Annotated in this window: 20 protein-coding genes; 6 read left to right on the forward strand and 14 right to left on the reverse strand. The window is 33.6% G+C overall.

Going from position 1 to position 21,533, the window contains the following annotated elements; genetic code table 11:
• Nucleotides 1-418: 418 nt before the first annotated feature.
• The 7 genes from AC5LXI_RS13275 to AC5LXI_RS13305 form a co-directional block, all read right to left on the reverse strand.
• Complete coding sequence (locus tag AC5LXI_RS13275; RefSeq protein ID WP_493442764.1) at nucleotides 419-1,453, reverse strand: zinc-dependent dehydrogenase; 1,035 nt, start codon at nucleotides 1,451-1,453, stop codon at nucleotides 419-421.
• A gap of 1 nt (nucleotide 1,454) precedes the next feature.
• Nucleotides 1,455-2,963, reverse strand: coding sequence for an FGGY-family carbohydrate kinase (locus AC5LXI_RS13280; protein WP_493442765.1), 1,509 nt, complete (start codon nucleotides 2,961-2,963; stop codon nucleotides 1,455-1,457).
• Nucleotides 2,964-3,163: 200 nt separating this feature from the next.
• Nucleotides 3,164-4,510, reverse strand: coding sequence for a PTS galactitol transporter subunit IIC (locus tag AC5LXI_RS13285; RefSeq protein WP_493442766.1), 1,347 nt, complete (start codon nucleotides 4,508-4,510; stop codon nucleotides 3,164-3,166).
• A 2-nt stretch (nucleotides 4,511-4,512) separates the two neighbouring features.
• A complete protein-coding gene (locus AC5LXI_RS13290; protein ID WP_493442767.1) occupies nucleotides 4,513-4,800 on the reverse strand; it encodes a PTS sugar transporter subunit IIB in 288 nt (95 codons plus the stop codon).
• A gap of 11 nt (nucleotides 4,801-4,811) precedes the next feature.
• Nucleotides 4,812-5,270: a PTS sugar transporter subunit IIA gene (locus tag AC5LXI_RS13295; RefSeq protein ID WP_493442768.1), complete on the reverse strand. Its 459-nt coding sequence runs from the start codon at nucleotides 5,268-5,270 to the stop codon at nucleotides 4,812-4,814.
• 22 nt (nucleotides 5,271-5,292) lie between these two features.
• Nucleotides 5,293-6,141: a class II aldolase gene (locus AC5LXI_RS13300; RefSeq protein WP_493442769.1), complete on the reverse strand. Its 849-nt coding sequence runs from the start codon at nucleotides 6,139-6,141 to the stop codon at nucleotides 5,293-5,295.
• A gap of 9 nt (nucleotides 6,142-6,150) precedes the next feature.
• Nucleotides 6,151-6,885: a GntR family transcriptional regulator gene (locus AC5LXI_RS13305; protein ID WP_493442770.1), complete on the reverse strand. Its 735-nt coding sequence runs from the start codon at nucleotides 6,883-6,885 to the stop codon at nucleotides 6,151-6,153.
• Between the two features lie 421 nt (nucleotides 6,886-7,306).
• Between AC5LXI_RS13305 and AC5LXI_RS13310 the strand changes: the two genes are divergently transcribed.
• The 6 genes from AC5LXI_RS13310 to AC5LXI_RS13335 all read left to right on the forward strand — a co-directional run bounded on the left by AC5LXI_RS13310 (nucleotide 7,307) and on the right by AC5LXI_RS13335 (nucleotide 14,063).
• Complete coding sequence (locus AC5LXI_RS13310; RefSeq protein WP_493442771.1) at nucleotides 7,307-8,011, forward strand: lipopolysaccharide core heptose(II) kinase RfaY; 705 nt, start codon at nucleotides 7,307-7,309, stop codon at nucleotides 8,009-8,011.
• A 190-nt stretch (nucleotides 8,012-8,201) separates the two neighbouring features.
• Nucleotides 8,202-8,786: a hypothetical protein gene (locus AC5LXI_RS13315; RefSeq protein WP_493442772.1), complete on the forward strand. Its 585-nt coding sequence runs from the start codon at nucleotides 8,202-8,204 to the stop codon at nucleotides 8,784-8,786.
• Nucleotides 8,787-9,089: 303 nt separating this feature from the next.
• Complete coding sequence (locus tag AC5LXI_RS13320) at nucleotides 9,090-10,385, forward strand: 2-hydroxycarboxylate transporter family protein (protein WP_493442773.1); 1,296 nt, start codon at nucleotides 9,090-9,092, stop codon at nucleotides 10,383-10,385.
• Nucleotides 10,386-10,494: 109 nt separating this feature from the next.
• Nucleotides 10,495-11,652 (forward strand): NAD(P)-dependent malic enzyme, encoded by a 1,158-nt coding sequence (locus tag AC5LXI_RS13325; RefSeq protein WP_493442774.1) that lies wholly within the window; start codon nucleotides 10,495-10,497, stop codon nucleotides 11,650-11,652.
• Nucleotides 11,653-11,770: 118 nt separating this feature from the next.
• The gene (dcuS, locus tag AC5LXI_RS13330) at nucleotides 11,771-13,387 is read left to right on the forward strand and encodes a DcuS/MalK family sensor histidine kinase (protein WP_493442775.1); all 1,617 of its coding nucleotides are present in this window, start codon (nucleotides 11,771-11,773) and stop codon (nucleotides 13,385-13,387) included.
• Nucleotides 13,388-13,391: 4 nt separating this feature from the next.
• Complete coding sequence (locus AC5LXI_RS13335) at nucleotides 13,392-14,063, forward strand: response regulator (protein WP_493442776.1); 672 nt, start codon at nucleotides 13,392-13,394, stop codon at nucleotides 14,061-14,063.
• A 35-nt stretch (nucleotides 14,064-14,098) separates the two neighbouring features.
• Here AC5LXI_RS13335 and yfbR read toward each other — a convergent pair whose 3' ends face one another.
• From yfbR to murC, 7 genes are all read right to left on the reverse strand, one after another.
• Nucleotides 14,099-14,692, reverse strand: coding sequence for a 5'-deoxynucleotidase (gene yfbR / locus AC5LXI_RS13340; RefSeq protein ID WP_493442777.1), 594 nt, complete (start codon nucleotides 14,690-14,692; stop codon nucleotides 14,099-14,101).
• Nucleotides 14,693-14,771: 79 nt separating this feature from the next.
• Complete coding sequence (gene lpxC / locus AC5LXI_RS13345; RefSeq protein WP_493442778.1) at nucleotides 14,772-15,686, reverse strand: UDP-3-O-acyl-N-acetylglucosamine deacetylase; 915 nt, start codon at nucleotides 15,684-15,686, stop codon at nucleotides 14,772-14,774.
• A gap of 67 nt (nucleotides 15,687-15,753) precedes the next feature.
• Entirely contained in the window at nucleotides 15,754-16,899 is a 1,146-nt protein-coding gene (gene ftsZ, locus AC5LXI_RS13350; protein WP_493442779.1) for a cell division protein FtsZ, read from the reverse strand.
• Between the two features lie 80 nt (nucleotides 16,900-16,979).
• Nucleotides 16,980-18,233, reverse strand: a complete 1,254-nt coding sequence (ftsA, locus tag AC5LXI_RS13355) for a cell division protein FtsA (RefSeq protein WP_493442780.1) — start codon at nucleotides 18,231-18,233, stop codon at nucleotides 16,980-16,982.
• A 21-nt stretch (nucleotides 18,234-18,254) separates the two neighbouring features.
• Nucleotides 18,255-19,088, reverse strand: coding sequence for a cell division protein FtsQ/DivIB (locus tag AC5LXI_RS13360; RefSeq protein ID WP_493442781.1), 834 nt, complete (start codon nucleotides 19,086-19,088; stop codon nucleotides 18,255-18,257).
• Between the two features lie 14 nt (nucleotides 19,089-19,102).
• The gene (locus AC5LXI_RS13365; RefSeq protein ID WP_493442782.1) at nucleotides 19,103-20,011 is read right to left on the reverse strand and encodes a D-alanine--D-alanine ligase; all 909 of its coding nucleotides are present in this window, start codon (nucleotides 20,009-20,011) and stop codon (nucleotides 19,103-19,105) included.
• 2 nt (nucleotides 20,012-20,013) lie between these two features.
• Entirely contained in the window at nucleotides 20,014-21,462 is a 1,449-nt protein-coding gene (gene murC / locus AC5LXI_RS13370) for a UDP-N-acetylmuramate--L-alanine ligase (RefSeq protein ID WP_493442783.1), read from the reverse strand.
• Nucleotides 21,463-21,533 lie beyond the last annotated feature (71 nt).

Raw genomic sequence — 21,533 nt, forward strand, 5'->3', positions numbered from 1 at the left:
CTTATATTTATCGATTTAGTTACATAAATAAATAGTGAAAAATAGATCAGAAAATAAACCATATTTATTTTGGTTCCCACTTTATAGGAAGACAAATAAACAATTTCAACAATAGTAGTGATGAGACATAAGATAAAATAAAAAGACAAATAAATAGGTGTCTTAATATTTTTAGTCACAATAAAAAAGATAAGCAAACTAATAAAAGATAAAAGACTTATATAAAGTAATGTAGAAAATAGATCAAATTGAAATTGAGTAAAATTTAAATATAAGTCATAACTAATTGAGAAAAAATTAACAATTAACACGATTAAAATTAAACTAATTGATATTTTTTTCATAATTAACACCTCAATTTAAATTTTACTCTACTAACTATAGAACTTAGGTAACAATTGAAAATCGCTTTGTATTATTATATTTCAGACTTAATAATCACTTTTAAAACGGATTGTTTAGGGTCTGTTGATAAATCTATTGCTTCGCTTAATTTATCTAATGGAAATACATGCGTTATCATCTCATCGGTATTGAGTTTTCTTTTTTCAAGAAGATCCAATGCCTCTGGAAACTCATAAGGTGTAACTGAATATGTGCCAATTATTGAGATTTCATCTTTGAAGAAACGACTTGCATCAAGGGTTACTAATTTATTTTTATCAAAACCAGAAAATACAATTATTCTACCAGCTCTTCTTACCATATTAACGGCATCAGAAACTAAAGAGGAAACACCAGCAGCAATAACAATTACATCTACACCTTGTCCATTAGTTATCTGATTTACTTCACTAATAATATCTTTTTCGGTTATATTAATTGCATAATCACAGCCAACTTTAAGTGCTTTTTGTAATTTATATTCCGACATATCACTAACAATAACTTTATTAGCGCCTTTTATTTTCGCTAGTTGAGCATGTAATATTCCTATCGTTCCAGCCCCCATAATGAGTACACTATCATCTGGCCTAATATCAGCTTGTTTTAAGCCGTGCAAACAACAAGCAATAGGTTCAATCAATGTCGCTTCTTCATCGGTTACATTATCTGAAACTTTATGAGTGAGATGCTTTAAATGTAATTCAGGAATACGAATAAACTCAGCAAAACCACCGGGATCGATATTATTTGTTCTAAATTGCTCACAAATTGTATAATGGCCTTTGTTACAATAATGACATGTAAAGCAAGGTACATGTATTGCTGTGATTACCCTATCGCCTAACTCGTAATTATTTATATTTTTGCCCTTTTTTACGATTTGACCTACAACCTCATGACCAAGAACAGTAGGTTTAGTCACCGAATCACTCCTTATTTTTTGTATATCCGTTCCACATAAACCACATGCAAGCATTTTAATTAATACTTCATTATCAGAAATTTCGGGAGTAGGAAGATCTTCGGTTCTAAGATCATTTTTTTTATAACATACAGATGCTTTCATCTTAATTATCCTTTTTTAATTTAAACTCTAAACTGGTCTTAAACTCAAAAAATGGTTTGTAATAATCTGCAAATATTTGATGATAATATTCCGTCATTTTTGGATTAGGTATATAGCGTGCTATTGGGTTATCAAATTGAATATGCGCATTTTTATCTAGATAATGATTTTCATACCCAGCTAACATTACACCACCTTTACAAACCGCTTCTTTAATATTACAAGATAGTATTTCTCTACCAAGAATATCTGCTTTGAGCTGTAACCAGAGTGGATTTTTAGCTGCGGCACCAATTACTTTTATAATAGGATGATGAGTTACCGTTAATTGCTCAATAGTTATAAGTGTATTTTTTAATTCAAAGCATAATCCTTGAAAAATACCTAATAAAATATCAGATAAAGTCGTGTTTTCACCAAAACCATACCACAATCCTTTCGAGTCAATATTTCGTTTCGGTGGACCACTTCCGCGTAGATGTGGTATAAATATATTCAGACTATTTTTAATATAATTTATGTCGTCAAGTTTGTTTAAAAGCGATTCAATTAATAAATCAAAATTTTCATCGGTTACCGAAAAAGTGCGCTTGAACCATTCTATGCTATATCCAGCAGAAGGAAGTGATGCATAAAGGGTGTATAAATCATCTTTAACATATTTGCCAAACGATAACTGACTAGTTAAAAACGATTTATTGAAATTTACTTTTTCAAGTAATAAAAGGAGTCCTTCGGTTGTACCTGTTGAGTTTAGAATTTCACCAGGTTTTAATTCAGCAGCAATTGAACCACACATGTGATCATGTCCACCTATAGCAACAAAAATAGGCTGATTACAATTCAGTTTAGTGGATATAGTTGATGTTAACACTTCTATATTTTTGCCAGATTGAGTAAAATCAGCAAATAGATGATTGATAGCAAAAGCCGATTGAATTTTTTCAGACCAACAATGATTTTTTAAATCATAAGCAAGCGTTCGCGAAGCTAATGAACACTCTGCTCGCTTTTGATTTGTTAATTTATATGCAATATATTCCGCAATGCATAACCATTTAACTTGTTGCAAATTGATATTACAGTTTTCTCTAATCCATAAAATTTTAGTCAAACTATAATTACTATGAATAGGAATACCAGTAATAGAATAAAGTTCTTCATCAGAAAATTTCTGATTAATATCTGCTAAATTTTTCTGTGTTCGAGTGTCATACCAAGTGATACAAGGACCAACAACCTCACCTTCTTCATTGATAAGTACACCTGATTCACCAACACTTGCAATTACGATATTTTTGACTTTTTCTGAATATGAAAGAGAGTTTATGGTTTGAATAAGACCCTGTTCCAATTGACTATATAATGCTTCAATATCAAAGTCATAACCATATTTGCTATTAATTTTTGGTGTCGCAAATGAGTAGCTATCAATCAATTTTAGTGATAGCAATTCAAAAACGCATAACTTACAATTTGTTGTACCGATATCAATGCCGATCGAGTACATATTAACCTCCTTATTTACTTTTATTTTAATTATCATACTTAAACAAACCCAAAGCGCTCTCAAATAAAATTACATTTATTCATACATTTATTTTTTTGGTAACCAATTTTTTGATAGTTTTATCCTTATCTAGATAACAGTAGCTATCAGATTATTTCATTTCATAAATAGGGTTAATTATATTGAGTGCGCTCTTTTTTCTAGCTTATATCCCATGTTTTTTTAGTATGACGATATAAAAGGAAGCAAGTAATAAAGATAATTGGAATTAATGCTAAGGCGATATAGTTTCCTTCAAACACTTTTACTGCCCAAAAGCGGTACGGGTTACCACCATCTAAGAGGCTTGAAAATTCACCATCAGTTTTAACCGGAAAATTAATACTTCTTGCAATATTAGTAATAATTGGCGCTACTGAAGAAGCAACATAAAGATTCACAATTAAGCAAGGTATACCAATTATAAATGATCTAACAATATTACCTCGGCAAGCTAATACTACCATCGAAATAGGGACCCAAATATTGGTTAAATCACCTAAAGGTAATAATCGATTTCCCGGTAAAACAATTGATAAAATTAATCCTACAGGGATAAGTAACAACGCAGTAGATAATACAGATGGGTGTCCAACAGCAACTGCAATATCTAAACCTATATAGAGATTTTTTCTATTAGGGAATTTTTTATTTAAAAATTGCTTAACGGCATCAGATAAAGGTAGTAAACCTTCCATCAATAATTTGACCATTCTTGGCATAATTAACATTACTGCACCTAAATTAATGGCTAGATTTAAAATACCTTTAATATCATAACCAGCAGCAATACCAATTGTGGCACCGATAACAAAACCAATCATCATTGGCTCACCAAAAATACCAAATCTTTTTTGAATGGTTTCAGGATCAGCATGTAATTTCTGTAATCCCGGAATTTTATTTAAAATAAGATTACCTAAAACACCAATAGGAAAGAAAATCACAGATGATAGTGTCGGTAATGAAATACCCGGAAGCTCAAAATATTTTTGAATCATCGGCGCACACCAATCTGCCAGAACGAAGGTAATTACAGCTGTTACTCCAGCGATAATTAATCCATACATAAAACTACCAGTACTGCTATACACTAAAGCACCGACAAAAGTAAAGTGCCAGAAATTCCATAGATCAATATCAACTGTTTTAGTCCAGTTGAGTGTTAACATCACAATATTGATGATAATCGTCATTGGAATAACAAATGGAGCAATTGGCGATGCCCATGCAATTGCAGCTAATGGTGGCCAACCAAGATCAATAACAGGTAAATGAATTCCTGCATGTTCAACTAAATCAGTTGTTGCACTACCAAGACTGGTCCCTAATAAATCGAAAATAACAAAAATACCGACAAATCCCATCCCTATCGTTAAAGATGAACGAATTGCCCTACCGAGTTTAACACCTAAGCAAATAGCCATAAGAAATATCACAACAGGTAACATCACTGTAGGCCCGAAACCTAATATGTATTGAACAATTTCAAGTAATTTATCAGCCATGATCAATCTCCTTTTAGGATCCTAACGATTTCTTCTAAAACGTCCTCTTCCCCTATAGTTGTAATCAATGGTACACCATTAATAATCGGTGTTTTCTCCAAATTATAAGAAACTTTAGATGTCACAATGATTAAATCAGCCATTCCGTCTTGAGATTGCACGGTTGCAACATCAGACTGAATATTTTCAACTTCAATACCATGTTGCGCGCAATAATTTTTAACTTTTTCTGTAGCAATAGTTGAAGTTGCAATACCACTAGTACAGGCAAAAATAACTCTTTTTTTCATAATACATCTCCTTATTTCAAAATATCTTTTAAGATATGTTTGATTTCAATTTTGTTATTACTTTCAACTATTTTTTGCAAGATCGAATCATTGCCAAATGATGATGCCAATTTCATCAAAAAAGTTAAATGCGTGTCTGATTCCTTGAGTAATAGTCCAAAAACAATGTTGATAGATAAGTCTTCATCGGTTTCGGCATTTTTGAAAATAATTCCTTTTTTACTGGTTACGATAAACATGCCATTTTTTCTAACAAATTCACAATCTACATGCGGCATGGCAACATTTAGTGTTTTCAATTTAAATCCTGTTGGATGGTTGTTCTCCCTTTGAATAACTTTTTCTAAATATTGATCTGTCACATAATTATTTTTTGATAATTCATGACTTATATACTTAAACATATCTTCACGATTTGCGAATTCTTGGTTTAAAAATATAATATTGTCATCCAATTGCTCTAATTCCATAATTACCACCTATATTGTTATTTTAACGATGGATGTTTAATAAATTCATAGATAGGATTTTGTTATAAACAACTTGTTGAACATCACCTTTTGCTTTAAGCAGAACTTTAATCAGATTGTATTCATTATTATTAGCAACATACTGTTTACCAATTGAACTAATATAAGCTCTGCGTAGATCGCCGCCTATATTGAGTTTAACTACGTTGTATTGGCTAATTTTTTGCAAAGTTTTATCATCTATTCCTGAACCACCATGAATAACAAGCGATACTGGCGAAATCTCAGAGAGTTTACCTAACAGATCAAAATCAATTTTAGGCTGTTGTTCAAATCCATGCACATTACCAACAGAAACAGCTAAAGTTGCACATCCTGTTCTTTTGACAAATTCTTGAACTTGGTTAGGATCGGTTTTACGATCTGCCTCACTAACTTCATCATCTTCTTTTCCTGTTATTGCACCTAATTCAGCTTCGACTGGAATATTATATCCGCCACAAAAGTCGACAACTTTTTTCGTCAATTGAATATTTTCTTCAAAAGGCAAGTGAGAACCATCAATCATAATTGAAGTGAATCCGGCTTCAACTGCTTGTTTAACATCTTCAAAGGTTTTTCCATGATCTAAATGTAAACAAAATGGTGTTTTCATCGTACTTGCTCGATTTCGTACCATATCGACAATATATTTGTAACCAGATAACACAATGTTTGTTGGTGCAATTTGAACCATACTTGGAATATTACTTTCCTCAATTGCATCTAATATGGCTAATGTTGTTTCCAAATTTGTCGTATTAAACGCTCCAGCTAAAGTTTTTTGTTTTTTAGCTTCACCTATTAAAGTATACCCATTGACTAATGCCATAACTTACTCCTACTTTCGTCTAAGTGTTGTCCCCAAGTAGTTAACATTTGACTTTAACCAGACATTTCCAAATTCGATTGGATGACCGTCATCAAAGAAAACTAATTGTTCTAAATGAAGAACTGGAGATATATCACTAATATTTAATATATCTGCCCGTTCTTTGCCTACCACTCGAGCTGAATAACGACATTCCGAGTGATCAATTTTCTTTTGAGTAATTCGCTCTAATTCACTAAATAAACTATGTTTTGTAAAATCGACATGTTCTATTTCAGGACATAAAGACAAATTGATTCTATTTTCAATAAACATAATTTTTTCGCCATTAACACTTCGTACTCGTTCCATATAAAAAATATTAGAATTAACTGGGATTTGTAATTTGCCGCTAATATATTCATTGGCTTTCTCAACTCGTTTGGTAATCACTTCTGTTGTGAATTTAACATGTTGCATTTCTAGTGATTCTGCAAATGACTGTAAACCATAACCTAATTGATAAGATATATTTTCAGCTTTAACATAAGTCCCTTTACCTTGAATCTGTTCCAAAACTGATTCATTAATAAGTAATTCAACCGCTTTTCTAACCGTGCCACGACTAACAGAGAGAATATTCATAATTTCATTTTCAGAAGGAATTCTATCTCCAGACTTTAAATCTTTTCGATATATCTGATTTCTGATCCACTCTTTCACTTGTACATACAGTGGTGTGCTAGAAAATTTATTTATATGCATTTGTTACCTCAAATATTGGTTAAGTTAAATATACATCCATAGACAACCATGTACAACTATATACATCTATAAATTATTAAAATTGTGAGAAGTATCACAATTTTATATCTTATGGTTGTCTGCTGAACTTGGATAAATTAAGGTTTTTTCTATAATTCTTATTCAATAAGAACATGTAATTATTGAAGAAATAACGTGATCTTGCAATTAAAAAGTAGTGGTTAATTTTATTAATGAAATATTTATAACTTAAAATCGCAAGTTATAAATCCATCTATGATTAATTTAAAAATAACTATTGTTAAAAACTACCACTAGATAAAGCTTTGTTGTTTATTTTAATAGGGTTGATGGATTTACTTTAATGGGGATAATGTTTAAGATAACTTAATTTTTTTGATCTATCTTAGGACGACAAAATTTGAATAACTTTGCAAAAATTATTGAAATTGAACGTGGCAACATGAAATTTGCCTACGTTGAAAACGATGAAATCAATTATCTAGACCTTTTTGACCAATTTTTGGCAGAAGAAGGCCATCATGAATTACTCGATCCAAGTGATAGAATTGAGCGATATACCTATTTAATCGATCACGGTCAAAGCAAATTCATTTTTAAAATTGATGGCGGGGTTGAACACCGCTTAGAGCGTCGTTTGATTGCCAAACTTACTGGTGATTTTTATTTCAATTTAATTCATAAGTTAGCCAAAATCGCTTTAGACAAATGTGATATTGCTTATGAACTTTATCTGGTTGCATTTGATAAAGTGACTAAACGCCATTATATGATTTTCAATTTTATTGAAGGTCGCTCTTTAAAATGGGAAGAGATGAAAACCTATAGTGAACAAATAAAAAACTGTATTGAGAAGTTACATAGCTATAATCTAGTTTCGAATGATGTTCATGGAGGTAACTTTATTTTAACTCCAGACGGCAAAATTAAAGCTATCGACTTAACCAACTCTGGTTTTATTTGGCTTACTAAAGCTAATGATGCAATCGAATTACGCGAACGGTTTGGTATTAAAATAAAAGTACCCGTTATGGCGATGGCCATTAAAAAATTTACGCACGGATTTAAACGATTATCACGGAAAATTCGTGGTAAAGAAGATTAATAATTAAAATGAGAGAAGGATAAACTTTTCTCATTTTCCTGCCAAAATCATATCCAATTCGACATAATAAATAGTATTTTTTCTGATATTTTTTATAATGAAAAAATATTTAAATCCTTCTATTCTAAATACTAGTAAATCCTTGTATAACCATATAGAATTAAACTAGTCAAACAAAGAAGGATGAGTTATGAGAAAGTTAATTGGTTTTACTGTTTTAATCATCTTGCTTACTGGTTGTGCTTCTCACAAAATGCTGTCAATCTATCAAAATAAAGATATAGAAATCACACAAAACTCTTCTGGAACAGATATTATAAATAAATATAGCACTTCTCGACCTATTACCGTACTTCATTCTTCATTATCACTCTGTATTGCGCAAGAACTTGATAATAGCCCAGTAGTTTTGAGCAGTGAAAACTATTTAGGTTCAGCATGGTGGCCGTATTATAATATGCCCATGCAACAAGCTATTACTATCAATGGTGGAGATACCATCAAATTAGTTGAAGGTAATAATATTGTTGCCAATGCTGTTACCAATTATCAATCGCAATCTAAATATTTTGTCAGTTATACCTTAACAACAACGCGCAAGGCCAAAAATATCTACTATTTATTTAGCAATATTAAACAAGCCCAACAATATACCAGCTCTATTGGAAACGACGGTTTTGAAAATGTAAAAACCATAGAAAGAGCTCATCCAGACTTAGTTATTGAAGCACTAAATAAAGAAGTCGATAAAATTCAAGCTTGCTTATTACGTTAATAAAACCCCATTCCTCAATAAAAAAGTTGAGGAACGGGGTTTTTGAGTTTAAAAATCGTTCAAAAATGACTTATTGAATCATTTTTCGATAGTGTTTTATAAAAATCATACTTATAAATTAGTCATTACTAATTTTGTCATTTTAAAGATCTCTTCAATATAAAAACCATTATAAATCAATAATAAAATTCATAATGAACTTACATTAATTACATAATTAGTTTGTTAACTTTCCTATTCTTCTGATTTCTATCAGCCTAACTATACTGCATATGTACTATAAAAACATAAAGAGGTTTAGTTATGAGCATGCTTCAAGATATAAAAGAAAACAAAATGTATATAGGTTCGCTGCCCCTTCCCCTATTTCTAGTCTGTTCCATTATCGTTATTATTGCAGCGCAATTAGATATGCTACCTAAAACCCTAATTGGTGGTTTTGCAGTGATATTACCTTTAGGTTGGTTTTTAGGAACTGTAGGGCAGAATATTCCATTTTTTAAAAAATTTGGTGCTCCTGCCATATTATCACTTATTGTTCCTTCATTATTGGTTTACTACCATGTTTTTGATGAAAATACCTTATCAGCAGCCAAGATGTTAATGAAGGATTCTAATTTTTTACTCTTTTATATTGCCAGTTTAGTGTGTGGTAGTATTCTCGGTATGCATCGAGTCATTTTAGTTCAAGGCTTTATTCGAATGATGATTCCGATGTTATTAGGTATGTGCTTGGCTGCATTAGTTGGTGTTTCTGTTGCTGTCGCTTTTGGAGATGATTGGGAACATGCCTTTTTTTATACCGTTTCACCTGTAATGGCGGGAGGAATTGGTGAAGGTGTTTTACAACTTTCCAATGCTTACAGCAACATTCTTAATCAAGATTATAATACCTTTGTTAGTGCATTAATTCCTGCAACTGTCGTGGGTAACTTTTTTGCAATCACTTTTACAGCGATTATGAGCCGAATCGGTGAAGTTAAACCACACTTGAGTGGTCATGGTCAGTTAGTAAAAATTGAGTTTGATGGTTTAGCTGAAGCGTTAAAAGACGATAAGACTCCACTTGATGCAAGAGCAATGAGTGGCGCGGTAATGACTTTATCGACGCTATTTATTTTTGGTATGATTTTAGAAAAAGTAACTCATTTCCCTGGCCCTGTTTTGATGATTATTGCAACCGCTGTGGTTAAGTATTTTCGTCTATTACCAGCAAGTGTCGAACGCGGCAGTCAACAATGGTACAAATTTATTTCCGGCAATTTTACCTTCCCATTAATGGCTGGTTTAGGTCTACTTTACATTGATTTAGAAAGTGTGGTTAAGGTATTAACTATCCCATATTTTATTACCATTATCGCGATTGTTTTCACAGTTTCGATGACTGGATTTGTCTGTAGCTTCTTTTTAAAAATGTATCCAGTTGAAGCATCCATTATTTCATCTTGCCAAAGTGGTATGGGAGGAACTGGTGACGTAGCGATACTTTCTACAGCAAATAGAATGAACTTAATGCCTTTTGCCCAAGTTGCAACACGTTTAGGCGGGGCCTTAATGGTGATATGCACAACGGCACTAATGCGTTATTTGCATATGTAATTTTATAAAAAAAGAATCAATTAGCCGATTGATAAACAATTTAATATAAGCATTGATTTAATGTCACGAAATATCAAACATAGAGTAAATATATAAAAAGGTAAGAATTATGACAACAGTACAAGAAAAAGCGTTAGCAATCAGTAAACAAATGCATGGTAAATTTGAGACTCATTCGAAAGTCCCCGTTAATTCAATGGCAGATCTTAGTGTTGCTTATACACCAGGCGTTGCAGCGGTGTGTACTGAAATTGCTAAAAATCCCGAAGCAGTTTATGAATATACCAGTAAACGTAATTTGGTTGCAGTTATCACGGATGGTTCTGCTGTTTTGGGATTAGGAAATATTGGACCAGAAGCAGCTATTCCTGTCATGGAAGGTAAGGCAATTTTATTCAAACAATTTGCTAATGTAGACGCCATTCCTTTATCAATTAATACCCAAGATCCAGATGAGCTAGTCAAACATATTGCAGCATTAGCACCTTCATTTGGCGGTATCAATTTAGAGGATATCAGTGCGCCAAGATGTTTTGAAATTGAAAAACGATTGCAAGATCTATTAGATATTCCCGTATTCCATGATGATCAACATGGCACCGCAATAGTGGTATTAGCAGCACTATATAATGCACTTAAAGTTGCAGGTAAATCTATAGAATCGGCCAAAGTGGTAATTAATGGTGGTGGTGCTGCTGGTTTAGCGATCGCCGATATGTTATTAGCCGCAGGGGTAAATGATCTTAAAATTGTCGATAAAATTGGAATATTATCCGAAGATGATCTTTCTTTGCCACCACACCATTTAGCTATGGCAAAAAGAACCAATAAGAATAAACAAAAAGGTACTCTACAAGATGCTGTTAACGGAGCTGATGTGTTTATTGGTGTGTCGGCTCCGGGAGTATTAAAAGCAGATTGGGTTAAAACGATGGCGGAAAAATCGATTATTTTTGCCATGGCAAATCCAACACCAGAGATATTTCCAGATGAAGCTAAAGCAGCAGGTGCTTATATTGTCGGTACGGGGCGCAGTGATTATCCAAATCAAATCAATAATGTCTTAGCATTTCCAGGCATATTTAGAGGTGCTTTAGATGCTAGAGCCAAAAATATTACATTAGCCATGCAACTTGCGGCGGCCAAAGGCTTAGCCAACATTATTACGCCAGAGAAACTGTCGGTTAATTGTATATTGCCGGACGCATTCGAACCAAATGTGGCTAAAGTAGTTGCCGAAAGTGTAAAAAATGCTGCTAAACAATGATGAACGTTTAATAATTTATTGAATCATCTAAAAACCTACTAATACGGAATTTATTAGTAGGTTTTCTTAATTAATCAGTTATGATAGTTGCGGATCGTTTTTTATATAGCAAATGATAATGAGATATTTATTTAACAAATTACCTCTTAAAGTTAAGTTGATAAGCTTAATTTGCTTGGTGTTTATACTTTCGGTTATTGCCCAAAATATTTATATTGTTCATGTGGTAAATAATGAATATCTAATTAATTCTCGCCAACGAGTCGAGAATATTGCCAATATTATCTCTACATCACAATTTATTATCAAAGAAATACAGAACCCAACGCCGCAAAATATCGCCTCCATTCAGGCAAAAACAGAACAATCCAGAGAATTAACGCAAACCGATTTTATTGTGATTTTCAATATGCAAGGAGTAAGATATTCACATCCCGATGAAAATAAAATCGGTCAAACTATTGTAGGTGGTGATGAACAACGCGCATTAAATGGTGAGTCTTATACTTCCATTGCAAAAGGTACGTTAGGCGATTCTGTTCGAGCATTTAAGCCGATCATGAATGATAAAAATCAGCAAATTGGTGCTGTTTTAGTTGGTCAGACTTTACAAAAAATTAATTATCTAGCGTCAAGAACAAGCCAGCCGATTTGGTTATCTTTATTTGCTTCGTTATCCATAGCCATTCTTTTAGCCTATTTGCTATCTCGCAATATAAAGAAGATTTTATACGATCTTGAGCCAATTCAGATAGCGCAATTATTTGCAGAGCGAAATGCCATTATTCGAACGGTAAAAGAAGGAATTGTGGTAATCAATCGCGATGGTTTAATCACTCAAATCAACGATGAAGCTATTAGAATTTTACGCATCAAAAAAGATAAAGGAAATATTATTGGTTTTCCTGTTGGTGACTTTATTCCAAATACTCGACTATATGAAGTTATGATGAGTGGTAATGCTCAATATGACTGTGAACAAAATATCAATGGTGTTGTAATACTAACCAATCGAACCCCGTTATTCGTTAACAATGCTTTAGTTGGTGCTATTGCCTCATTTAGAGATATGACAGAAGTTCGTAAACTGGCTGAAAATTTAACTGGTGTTAATCGTTATGCTGATGCTTTACGTTCACAATCTCATGAATTTAATAACAAATTACATGTCATTTATGGTTTGGCATTTAATGATAATAAATTAGAATTAATTGATTATCTTGAGGAAATTATCGGTAATCAACAAGCTGAATCTAAACTAGTTAGTCAATATATTAAAGATCCAATTATTGCCGGATTTTTAAATAGTAAATTTAGTCGGGCACGTGAACTAAATGTAACATTAGCATTCAATATTGATGGTACTCTAGCACCAATAACAGATACGTCTGTGACACATAGTTTAGTGACAATACTTGGAAATTTAATTGATAATGGTCTTGATGCTGTCCAATTTTTGGATGATAAACAGATCAAAGTGAGTTTAGTCATTGATAACAACAACTTCGAAATTGAAATTAATGATAATGGCGAAGGTATTTCGGAAAATGATATTCAGTATATTTTTCAAAAAGGTTATTCAACGAAAGGCGATAATCGTGGATTTGGACTTTATTTAGTGTTAGCTAGTATTGATGAGTTGGATGGACAAATTCAATTATGTGATTCTGATAATAAAAAAGGGACTTGCTTTAAGGTATTATTACCACTAAAAGAGATTTATAGGAAGAAATAGTCATATGGTAGAAGTTTTAATTGTAGAAGATGATCCAATGGTAGCTGAGCTCAATAAAAAATATTTGCAAATGCTTCCTGGCTTTAATTTAGCAACAACTGTCACTAATGGAGAACAAGCACTACATTTTATTCATGATAATCATATTGATCTATTATTGCTTGATGTTTTTATGCCAAAACTAAATGGTCTTGATCTGCTCAAATATATTCGAATTAGTTACCCTAAAATAGATATCATTATGGTGACTGCCGCATGCAATACCAATGACATCCAAACAGCATTACGTTTAGGAGTCATTGATTATATTGTTAAACCCTTCACTTTTCAGAGGTTTCGTACAGCTTTGATTTCTTATCAAGAACGAATTCGACTATTATCATCTGCCGAAATACTTGATCAAAACCAATTAGATGATCGTATTTTTACTAAAAATTTTAATATTGTAAATCGATTACCCAAGGGCATCGATGCTAAAACTTTACAGTCAGTACGTGGTGTTATTATCAATTATCAACAAGATTTTTCCATGAGCGATATCATTGAATTAATCCCCTTATCCAGGATATCGGTTAAGAAATACCTTGATTATTTGGAAGAATTAGGTGAAATAGAAAGTCATTTAACTTATCTACCAATTGGTCGTCCAGTAAAACGTTATATTTATCAAAAATAATTGATATTAGAAAATAATTAACCTATTGGATAAAACTATTTATCCATCGTAATTTCATCTAAAGATAAACTGAAACTTGGAACAAATACTTTTAAAAAGTAATCCATTTCTGGGGTATTTCGTTCTGACAATGTTTTTTTCAGACGTTGTTCTGCTAGTTTAAACTCATTATTACCTGCACTAAGTTCTTCAATTGTTTTAAGATAAGCACACAGTGCATCCGCCTGTTTTACAATACTTTTTTCAGTTTCATCATAATAATCGTCATCAATTAGTATTTTAAAATCATCTTGCAACTCTGTTGGCAACATATTAATCAGTTTATGCTGAGCGATTTTTTCAATCTTTTTATATTCACAGGTGATTTGCGGATTGTAATATTTAGTTGGTGTAGGTAAATCCCCTGTTAATACTTCAGATGCGTCATGATACATCGCCAATAGCGCTATACGTTCTGGATTAACATTGCCATTAAATCGTTTGTTTTTAATTATCGATAAAGCATGTGCAACAAATGCAACTTGAAGACTATGCTCTGATACGTTTTCAGTTCTCACATTACGCATTAAGGGCCAACGATTAATCAATTTTAAACGTGATAAATGAGCAAAAAAATGACTGTTATTCATATAACTATCTCATGATTATAAAATAAAAAACGCCTCCGAACCGGAAGCGTTAGTACATTTATTATACAATTTTAATTGCTTATGCTAAAACAAGTTGTTTTGTACCTAAAGCAACTGGAACATTTTGTTCTTCATCAAAGGTAACGTATTGCCAAGCATCTTGTTTAGCTAGTAACGCTTGCAATAGTTGGTTATTCAGGGCATGTCCTGATTTATAACAAACAACTTCACCAATCATATTGTGACCACTCATATATAAGTCACCAATAGTATCTAGCATTTTATGACGCACAAATTCATCTTCGAAACGAAGACCATCTTCATTAAGAACTTTATAATCGTCAACAACAATTGCACAGTCTAAGCTACCACCTAAACATAAACCTTTAGATTGCAATGCTTCAATATCACGCATAAAACCAAAAGTTCTTGCACGGCTAATTTGGCGAATAAAAGACTCAGAAGAAAAATCCAATTGATAACGTTGTGAACTGTTATCAATAGCTGGATGACGAAAATCAATAGTGAAATCTAAACGAAAACCACTATATGGTCTTACTTCTGCCCATTTATCACCATTTTCAACACGAACCGTTTCTTTAATTCGTAAGAACTTTTTCAGCGCATTTTGTTCAGTAATACCAGCATCTAATAACAAGTAAACGAATGGGCTTGCACTACCATCCATAATTGGAATTTCCGGTGCATTTACTTCAATAATAATATTATCGATACCAAGCCCTGCTAATGCTGAATTAATATGCTCGACAGTTGAAATACGAACATTATCCTCATTAACTAAACAGGTACAAAGCATCGTGTCACGCACTGATTTAGCATTTACAGGAAAATCAACATACGGATTTAAATCTGTACGACGATAAATAACACCTGTGTTTTCTGGCGCAGGACGTAATGTCAAAGTAACTTTTTTGCCAGTATGTAAACCGACGCCCGTTGCTTGAATTGTCTTTTTTAAGGTTCTTTGTTTCACTTCGCACCTACTGTTTTTATTTGCTTTTATTACACGTTAGACAATAAAAAATCAAATAAGTTCTATACTAATTGGCCTGCTTACGAATAAACGCAGGAATATCTAAAATTTTATGCTCTTCCAGAGGAGAAACTGCTGGCTCATTAACAACCTTAGGCATTGGTTCCTCTTGTTCTTGTGGTATATGATTTGCCTGGCCAAATAATGAACTATGTGATGTCGCTGGTTTAGTAATTTTAACTTCAGGACGTTTATCCATACCGATACCCGTAGCAACTACTGTAACACGAATTTCATCAGACATGTCAGGATCAAATGTTGTACCCACAACTACAGTTGCATTGTCAGAAGCAAAAGCTCTAACCGTGCTACCAACCGTTTCAAATTCTTCTAAACCAAGATCAAGACCAGCTGTGACATTAACTAAAACACCACGAGCACCGGATAAATCAATGTCTTCAAGTAGTGGACTTGAAATAGCCATTTCAGCGGCTTCTTCAGCACGGTTATCACCACTAGCACAACCAGAACCCATCATCGCATAACCCATTTCAGACATTACCGTTCTAACGTCTGCAAAGTCAACGTTGATATGACCTGGTTTAGTAATTAATTCGGCAATACCTTGTACAGCACCTTTTAAAACACCGTTAGCAGCAGCAAAAGCATCTAATAACTTAACGCCACGGCCTAGTACTTTTAATAATTTGTCATTTGGAATTGTGATAAGAGAGTCAACGTGTTTAGCTAATTCAGCAATGCCTTGCTCAGCAAAAGCCATACGTTTTTTACCTTCAAATCCAAAAGGCTTTGTTACAACTGCAACAGTTAAAATACCAAGTTCTTTAGCTATTTCTGCAACAACTGGAGCTGCTCCTGTTCCAGTCCCCCCCCCCATTCCGGCTGCGATGAATACCATGTCGGCACCTTCAATCGCACTACGAATAATATCACGATCTTCTTCTGCTGAATTCCTTCCCACTTCTGGATTAGCTCCAGCACCAAGTCCTTTAGTTACATTATTACCGATTTGGATAGTTTGACCAACTTTAATTCTTTTCAATGCTTGTGCATCAGTATTCGCTGCAAAAAATTCAACGCCTTCAATATGTTCAGCAATCATATGCTCAACAGCATTACCGCCGCCGCCACCGACACCAATAACTTTAATGACTGCTGCTGACTCATCATCCGCAACCATAGGCTCAAACATAACTTATCTCCAAATTTAAGATCTATGAACATTGTACAGATATCCAGCTACAATGTCTACGAAGTTATTAAATATATTAGCTAAAATTCTTTTTTAAACCAACTGGTCAATTTTTTAGCTATCCCTTTTAATGATGATTTATTGCTATCTTTAGCATCATCATTTAATAAACTTTGTTTTCCATAGTGCAATAACCCCACGGTTGTTGAGCAATATGGTTTTTGTACATAATCAGTTAATCCTGAAATATTCAAAGGTTGGCCAATACGTACTTGATTTTGAAATACTTTTTCAGCACATTCAACCATACCTTTAATTTGAGCAGCACCACCCGTTAAAACGATTCCTGCCGCCAATTGATATTTCACATTTTGTTTCTTAAGCTCATCTTGTAAAACTAGTATTTCTTTTTGAACTAACGATAAAAGTTCTGAATACCTAGGTTCAATAACTTCAGCCAATGTTTGGCGTTGTAATGACCGGGACGGACGACCACCAACACTTGGAACATCAATAACTTCATCTTTACCGACTAATGAACCAACTGCACATCCATAACGAATTTTAATATTTTCAGCATCCATTGGTGGTGCACCAAATGCATAAGCAATATCACTAGTGACAACATTACCTGCATAAGGAATTACAACGGAATGACGTAATGCACCACCGGTATAAACCGTTACATCCATTGTTCCGCCACCAATATCAATTACACAAACACCAAGTTCTTTTTCATCATCGGTCAATACCGCATAGCTAGATGCCAACCCTGAGAAAATAAGTTGGTCAACTTTTAGACCACAACGTTCAACAGCTTTAACAATATTTCTTGCCATATCATTATGGCAGGTGACCAAATGAACTTTTGCTTTCATTCTTACACCAGATAATCCAATAGGGTTTTTTATGCCTTCTTGTAAATCAATAGAATATTCTTGAGCAATAACGTGCAAAATACGATGTTCATCTAATATACGAACTGACTTAGCTGTATGGACTACATTTTCAACATCTTCCGCAGTCACTTCTTCATCAGCAATTGGCACCATGCCAATTTCATTTTGACAGCAAATGTGTTTACCTGATAGGCTCAAGTAAACAGAAGAGATTTGGCAATCAGCCATTAATTCAGCTTGGTCAATAGCACGTTGGATTGATTTAACGACTGATTCAAGGTCGTTTACACCGCCTTTATCAACACCTTTCGATGGGCTATGTCCAACACCGATAATATTGATCACGCCATCAGGCAGCACCTCACCGACAAGGGCAAGTACTTTGGATGTGCCAACTTCAAGTCCAACAACCAATTTTTTCTCTGTTGCTTTCATACTTCAGCCTTTATTTATCCCTTATTGCGATATTTTTTCTCGTTGCACTGAGATGCCGTTTTCATAACGTAAATCAGCAGCCGTTATTTTTTGATCAGCTGGCATTCTAGACTGTATTTCAGGAAATAATTTGATAAATTTTTGATACCGTTGTTGTATTTTTTCACTACCAATTATCAATTTTATATCCTGACTTTCAGAACATAATTCAGCTGTACATTGTGTAATCATCAATTGCCAAGCATTACGATCATCAGCTATCGCAGCTTTAATTTCTGATGCAAACTTATTATTAACCGACTTTCTAGAAATTTCTTCTAACTTAACATACGTTTCTAACATGGATTTTGCTTTACCTTCAGGGCCATAAAGTCTAGGTAACGATAACTCACCTAAACGATCTAACGGCACACTAAATACATTTCCAGCATTATCAAGTAAATATAAATCATTCCAATAAAATGCAGGCTTAAATTCTTCAATATAAACAATCAACCTATCTGGCCACTGTTTACGTACACTTGCTTGTTTAACCCAAGGGTATCGCATAACTTCCTGCTGAATATCGTCCACATCCTGTCCAATATAAGTATTTGGTAAACCTAACCCTAATATCGCTTGTCGAATATCATCTTCAGTTGTGTAAGTATGCTCTCCACTTAAGGTCAATTGTGATAAAACCATCTGATCAGGATCTTCCATCCAGTTTTTAACACAATTTATCGCCCAAAAACTAATACAAATTATTATAATAAAGAACAAAAAACCTAACATTTGTTCTGAATTTCGAAAAACAAGCAACCTTCTTCTATTCTGATTTTCTCGTTTGTGCGCTGCTTGTCGGACTTTTTTCATAAAAATAAAGCCAGTTATATGATTGCTAGTTGTAAAATACGTTTAACCAATTCACTAAATGACCACCCATACTCTTTTGCAGCCATTGGTACTAAACTATGATCTGTCATACCTGGAGCTGTATTTACTTCTAGTAAATATGGCTTTTCATTTTCATCAAACATAATATCAACTCTACCCCAACCTCGGCAGCCAACTGCTTTATAAGCATCTAAAGCTAATTTACGAATCTCTTGTTCTTTTTCAGTAGATAGTCCGCTTGGACAGAAGTATTGGGTTTTATCTGACAAATACTTTGCATCATAATCATAAAAATTGGTAGCTGGTTTAATGTAAATTGCAGGTAAAACCTCTTCACCTACAATCGCAACAGTAAACTCACGACCCGCTAGAAATGACTCAACCATTACGGTATTATCATATTTGAATGCAATGTCAATAGCAGCTTTTAATTCGTCAGCTTTATTGACTCTTGTCATACCAACACTTGAACCCTCATGACTCGGTTTAACAAATAACGGTAATCCAAGTTCTTTAACAATATTATCAATATTAATTGATTGTGATTTATCAACCATAACATAATTTGCGACGGGTAAACCAAGTGATTTCCAAACTAGTTTTGTTTTTAACTTGTCCATGGTTAATGCTGATGACAAAACATCACTACCGGTATAAGGAATGCTTTGATAAGTTAAAATAGCTTGAGTAATACCATCTTCACCACCTCGACCATGTAAAATAATGAAAGCTTTAGTAAATCCTTCTTGCTTCAAATTGGTTATACAATGGTGTTTAGTATCAATAAGATGAGCATCAATACCATTTGCTTGTAATCCTGCAAGAACAGCTCGGCCTGATTTTAATGATACTTCTCGTTCAGCAGAGGTTCCACCATACAACACTGCAACTTTATCAACCATTATTATAAAACCTCTTTTGAAAATAATTGGCTACTGGCTAACTGACGAGCAACTCGGCCAACACTTCCAGCACCTTGAGTTAATAACAGATCCCCACCTTTTAATAATTCTTGCATTATTTCAGGTAAAAGATCTAAATCAGAAACATAAATTGGATCAACCTTTCCTCGATTGCGAATTGAACGACAAAGCGATCGGCTATCTGCTCCAGTAATAGGTTGTTCACCGGCAGAATACACATCTAGCATAACTAGCGCATCGACTTGAGAAAGAACCTGAGCAAAATCATCAAATAAATCCCGAGTACGCGTATACCTATGCGGTTGAAATAACATGACTAAACGACGATCTGGCCAACCATTTCGAGCAGCTTGAATTGTGGCATTAACTTCGCTTGGGTGATGACCATAATCATCAACCATCATAATATCTTTTCCATTTCCATATGGAAAAAAACCTAATAAATCGAAGCGACGGCTAGTGCCAGCAAATTTTGCTAAAGCGCTTATAATTGAATCATCATCAATCCCATCTTCAGTTGCTGTTATAATTGCTGCAGCTGAATTTAGAGCATTATGTTTGCCAGGTGCATTTAATTCAATTTGTAGATCATTATGGTCTGGTCGACAAACTGTGTAATAACTAACTCCTCTTTCTTGACGGTAATTTTTAATAACAACATCGGCTTCTTCACTAAAACCATAAGTAATAATTTTACGCCCTACAACTGGTAATAATTCACGATTAATAGGATCGTCGTAACACATAACAGCTAAGCCATAAAAAGGTAAATTACGTAAAAAAGAGATAAAGGTTTGCTTAAGATTTTCAACACTTCCTTGATAAGTATCCATATGGTCAGGTTCAATATTAGTGACTATAGACACCATAGGCTGTAAATGTAAAAACGAAGCATCACTTTCATCGGCTTCAGCGATAAAATATCGACTACTACCTAACCTAGCATGAGTTCCAGCTGCTTTAACCAAACCTCCATTTACAAAAGTTGGATCAAATTTCGCTTCAGCATAAATAGAAGTAACCATTGCTGTAGTAGTCGTTTTACCATGGGTTCCTGCAATAGCAATACCATATCGAAAACGCATTAATTCTGCTAACATTTCTGCTCGTTGAATCACGGGGATACGAGCTTCTCTAGCAGCAACGACCTCTATGTTATCTTGAGAAATCGCTGATGAGATAACTACAACACTTGCACAAAGGACATTTTCAGCAGTATGTCCAATAACAATTTTTGCACCTAATGTTTCTAAATGTTGAGTTACTGCATTTTCAGCAATATCAGAACCACTAATTTGATATCCTTCATTAGCAAGAACTTCGGCAATACCACCCATACCCGCACCACCAATACCCACAAAATGGATATGTTTGACACGTTTCATTTCAGGAATGATTGCTCTTAATTCTGCTAATTCCTTTGTATTCACTCTAAAACCCCTAGTTATTTATTTCTTGTTTAGATCTTGAAAAGTTAATAGGTAATTATTTATTAAATAAA

The sequence above is a fragment of the Gilliamella sp. LMG 34361 genome, assembly GCF_984569075.1.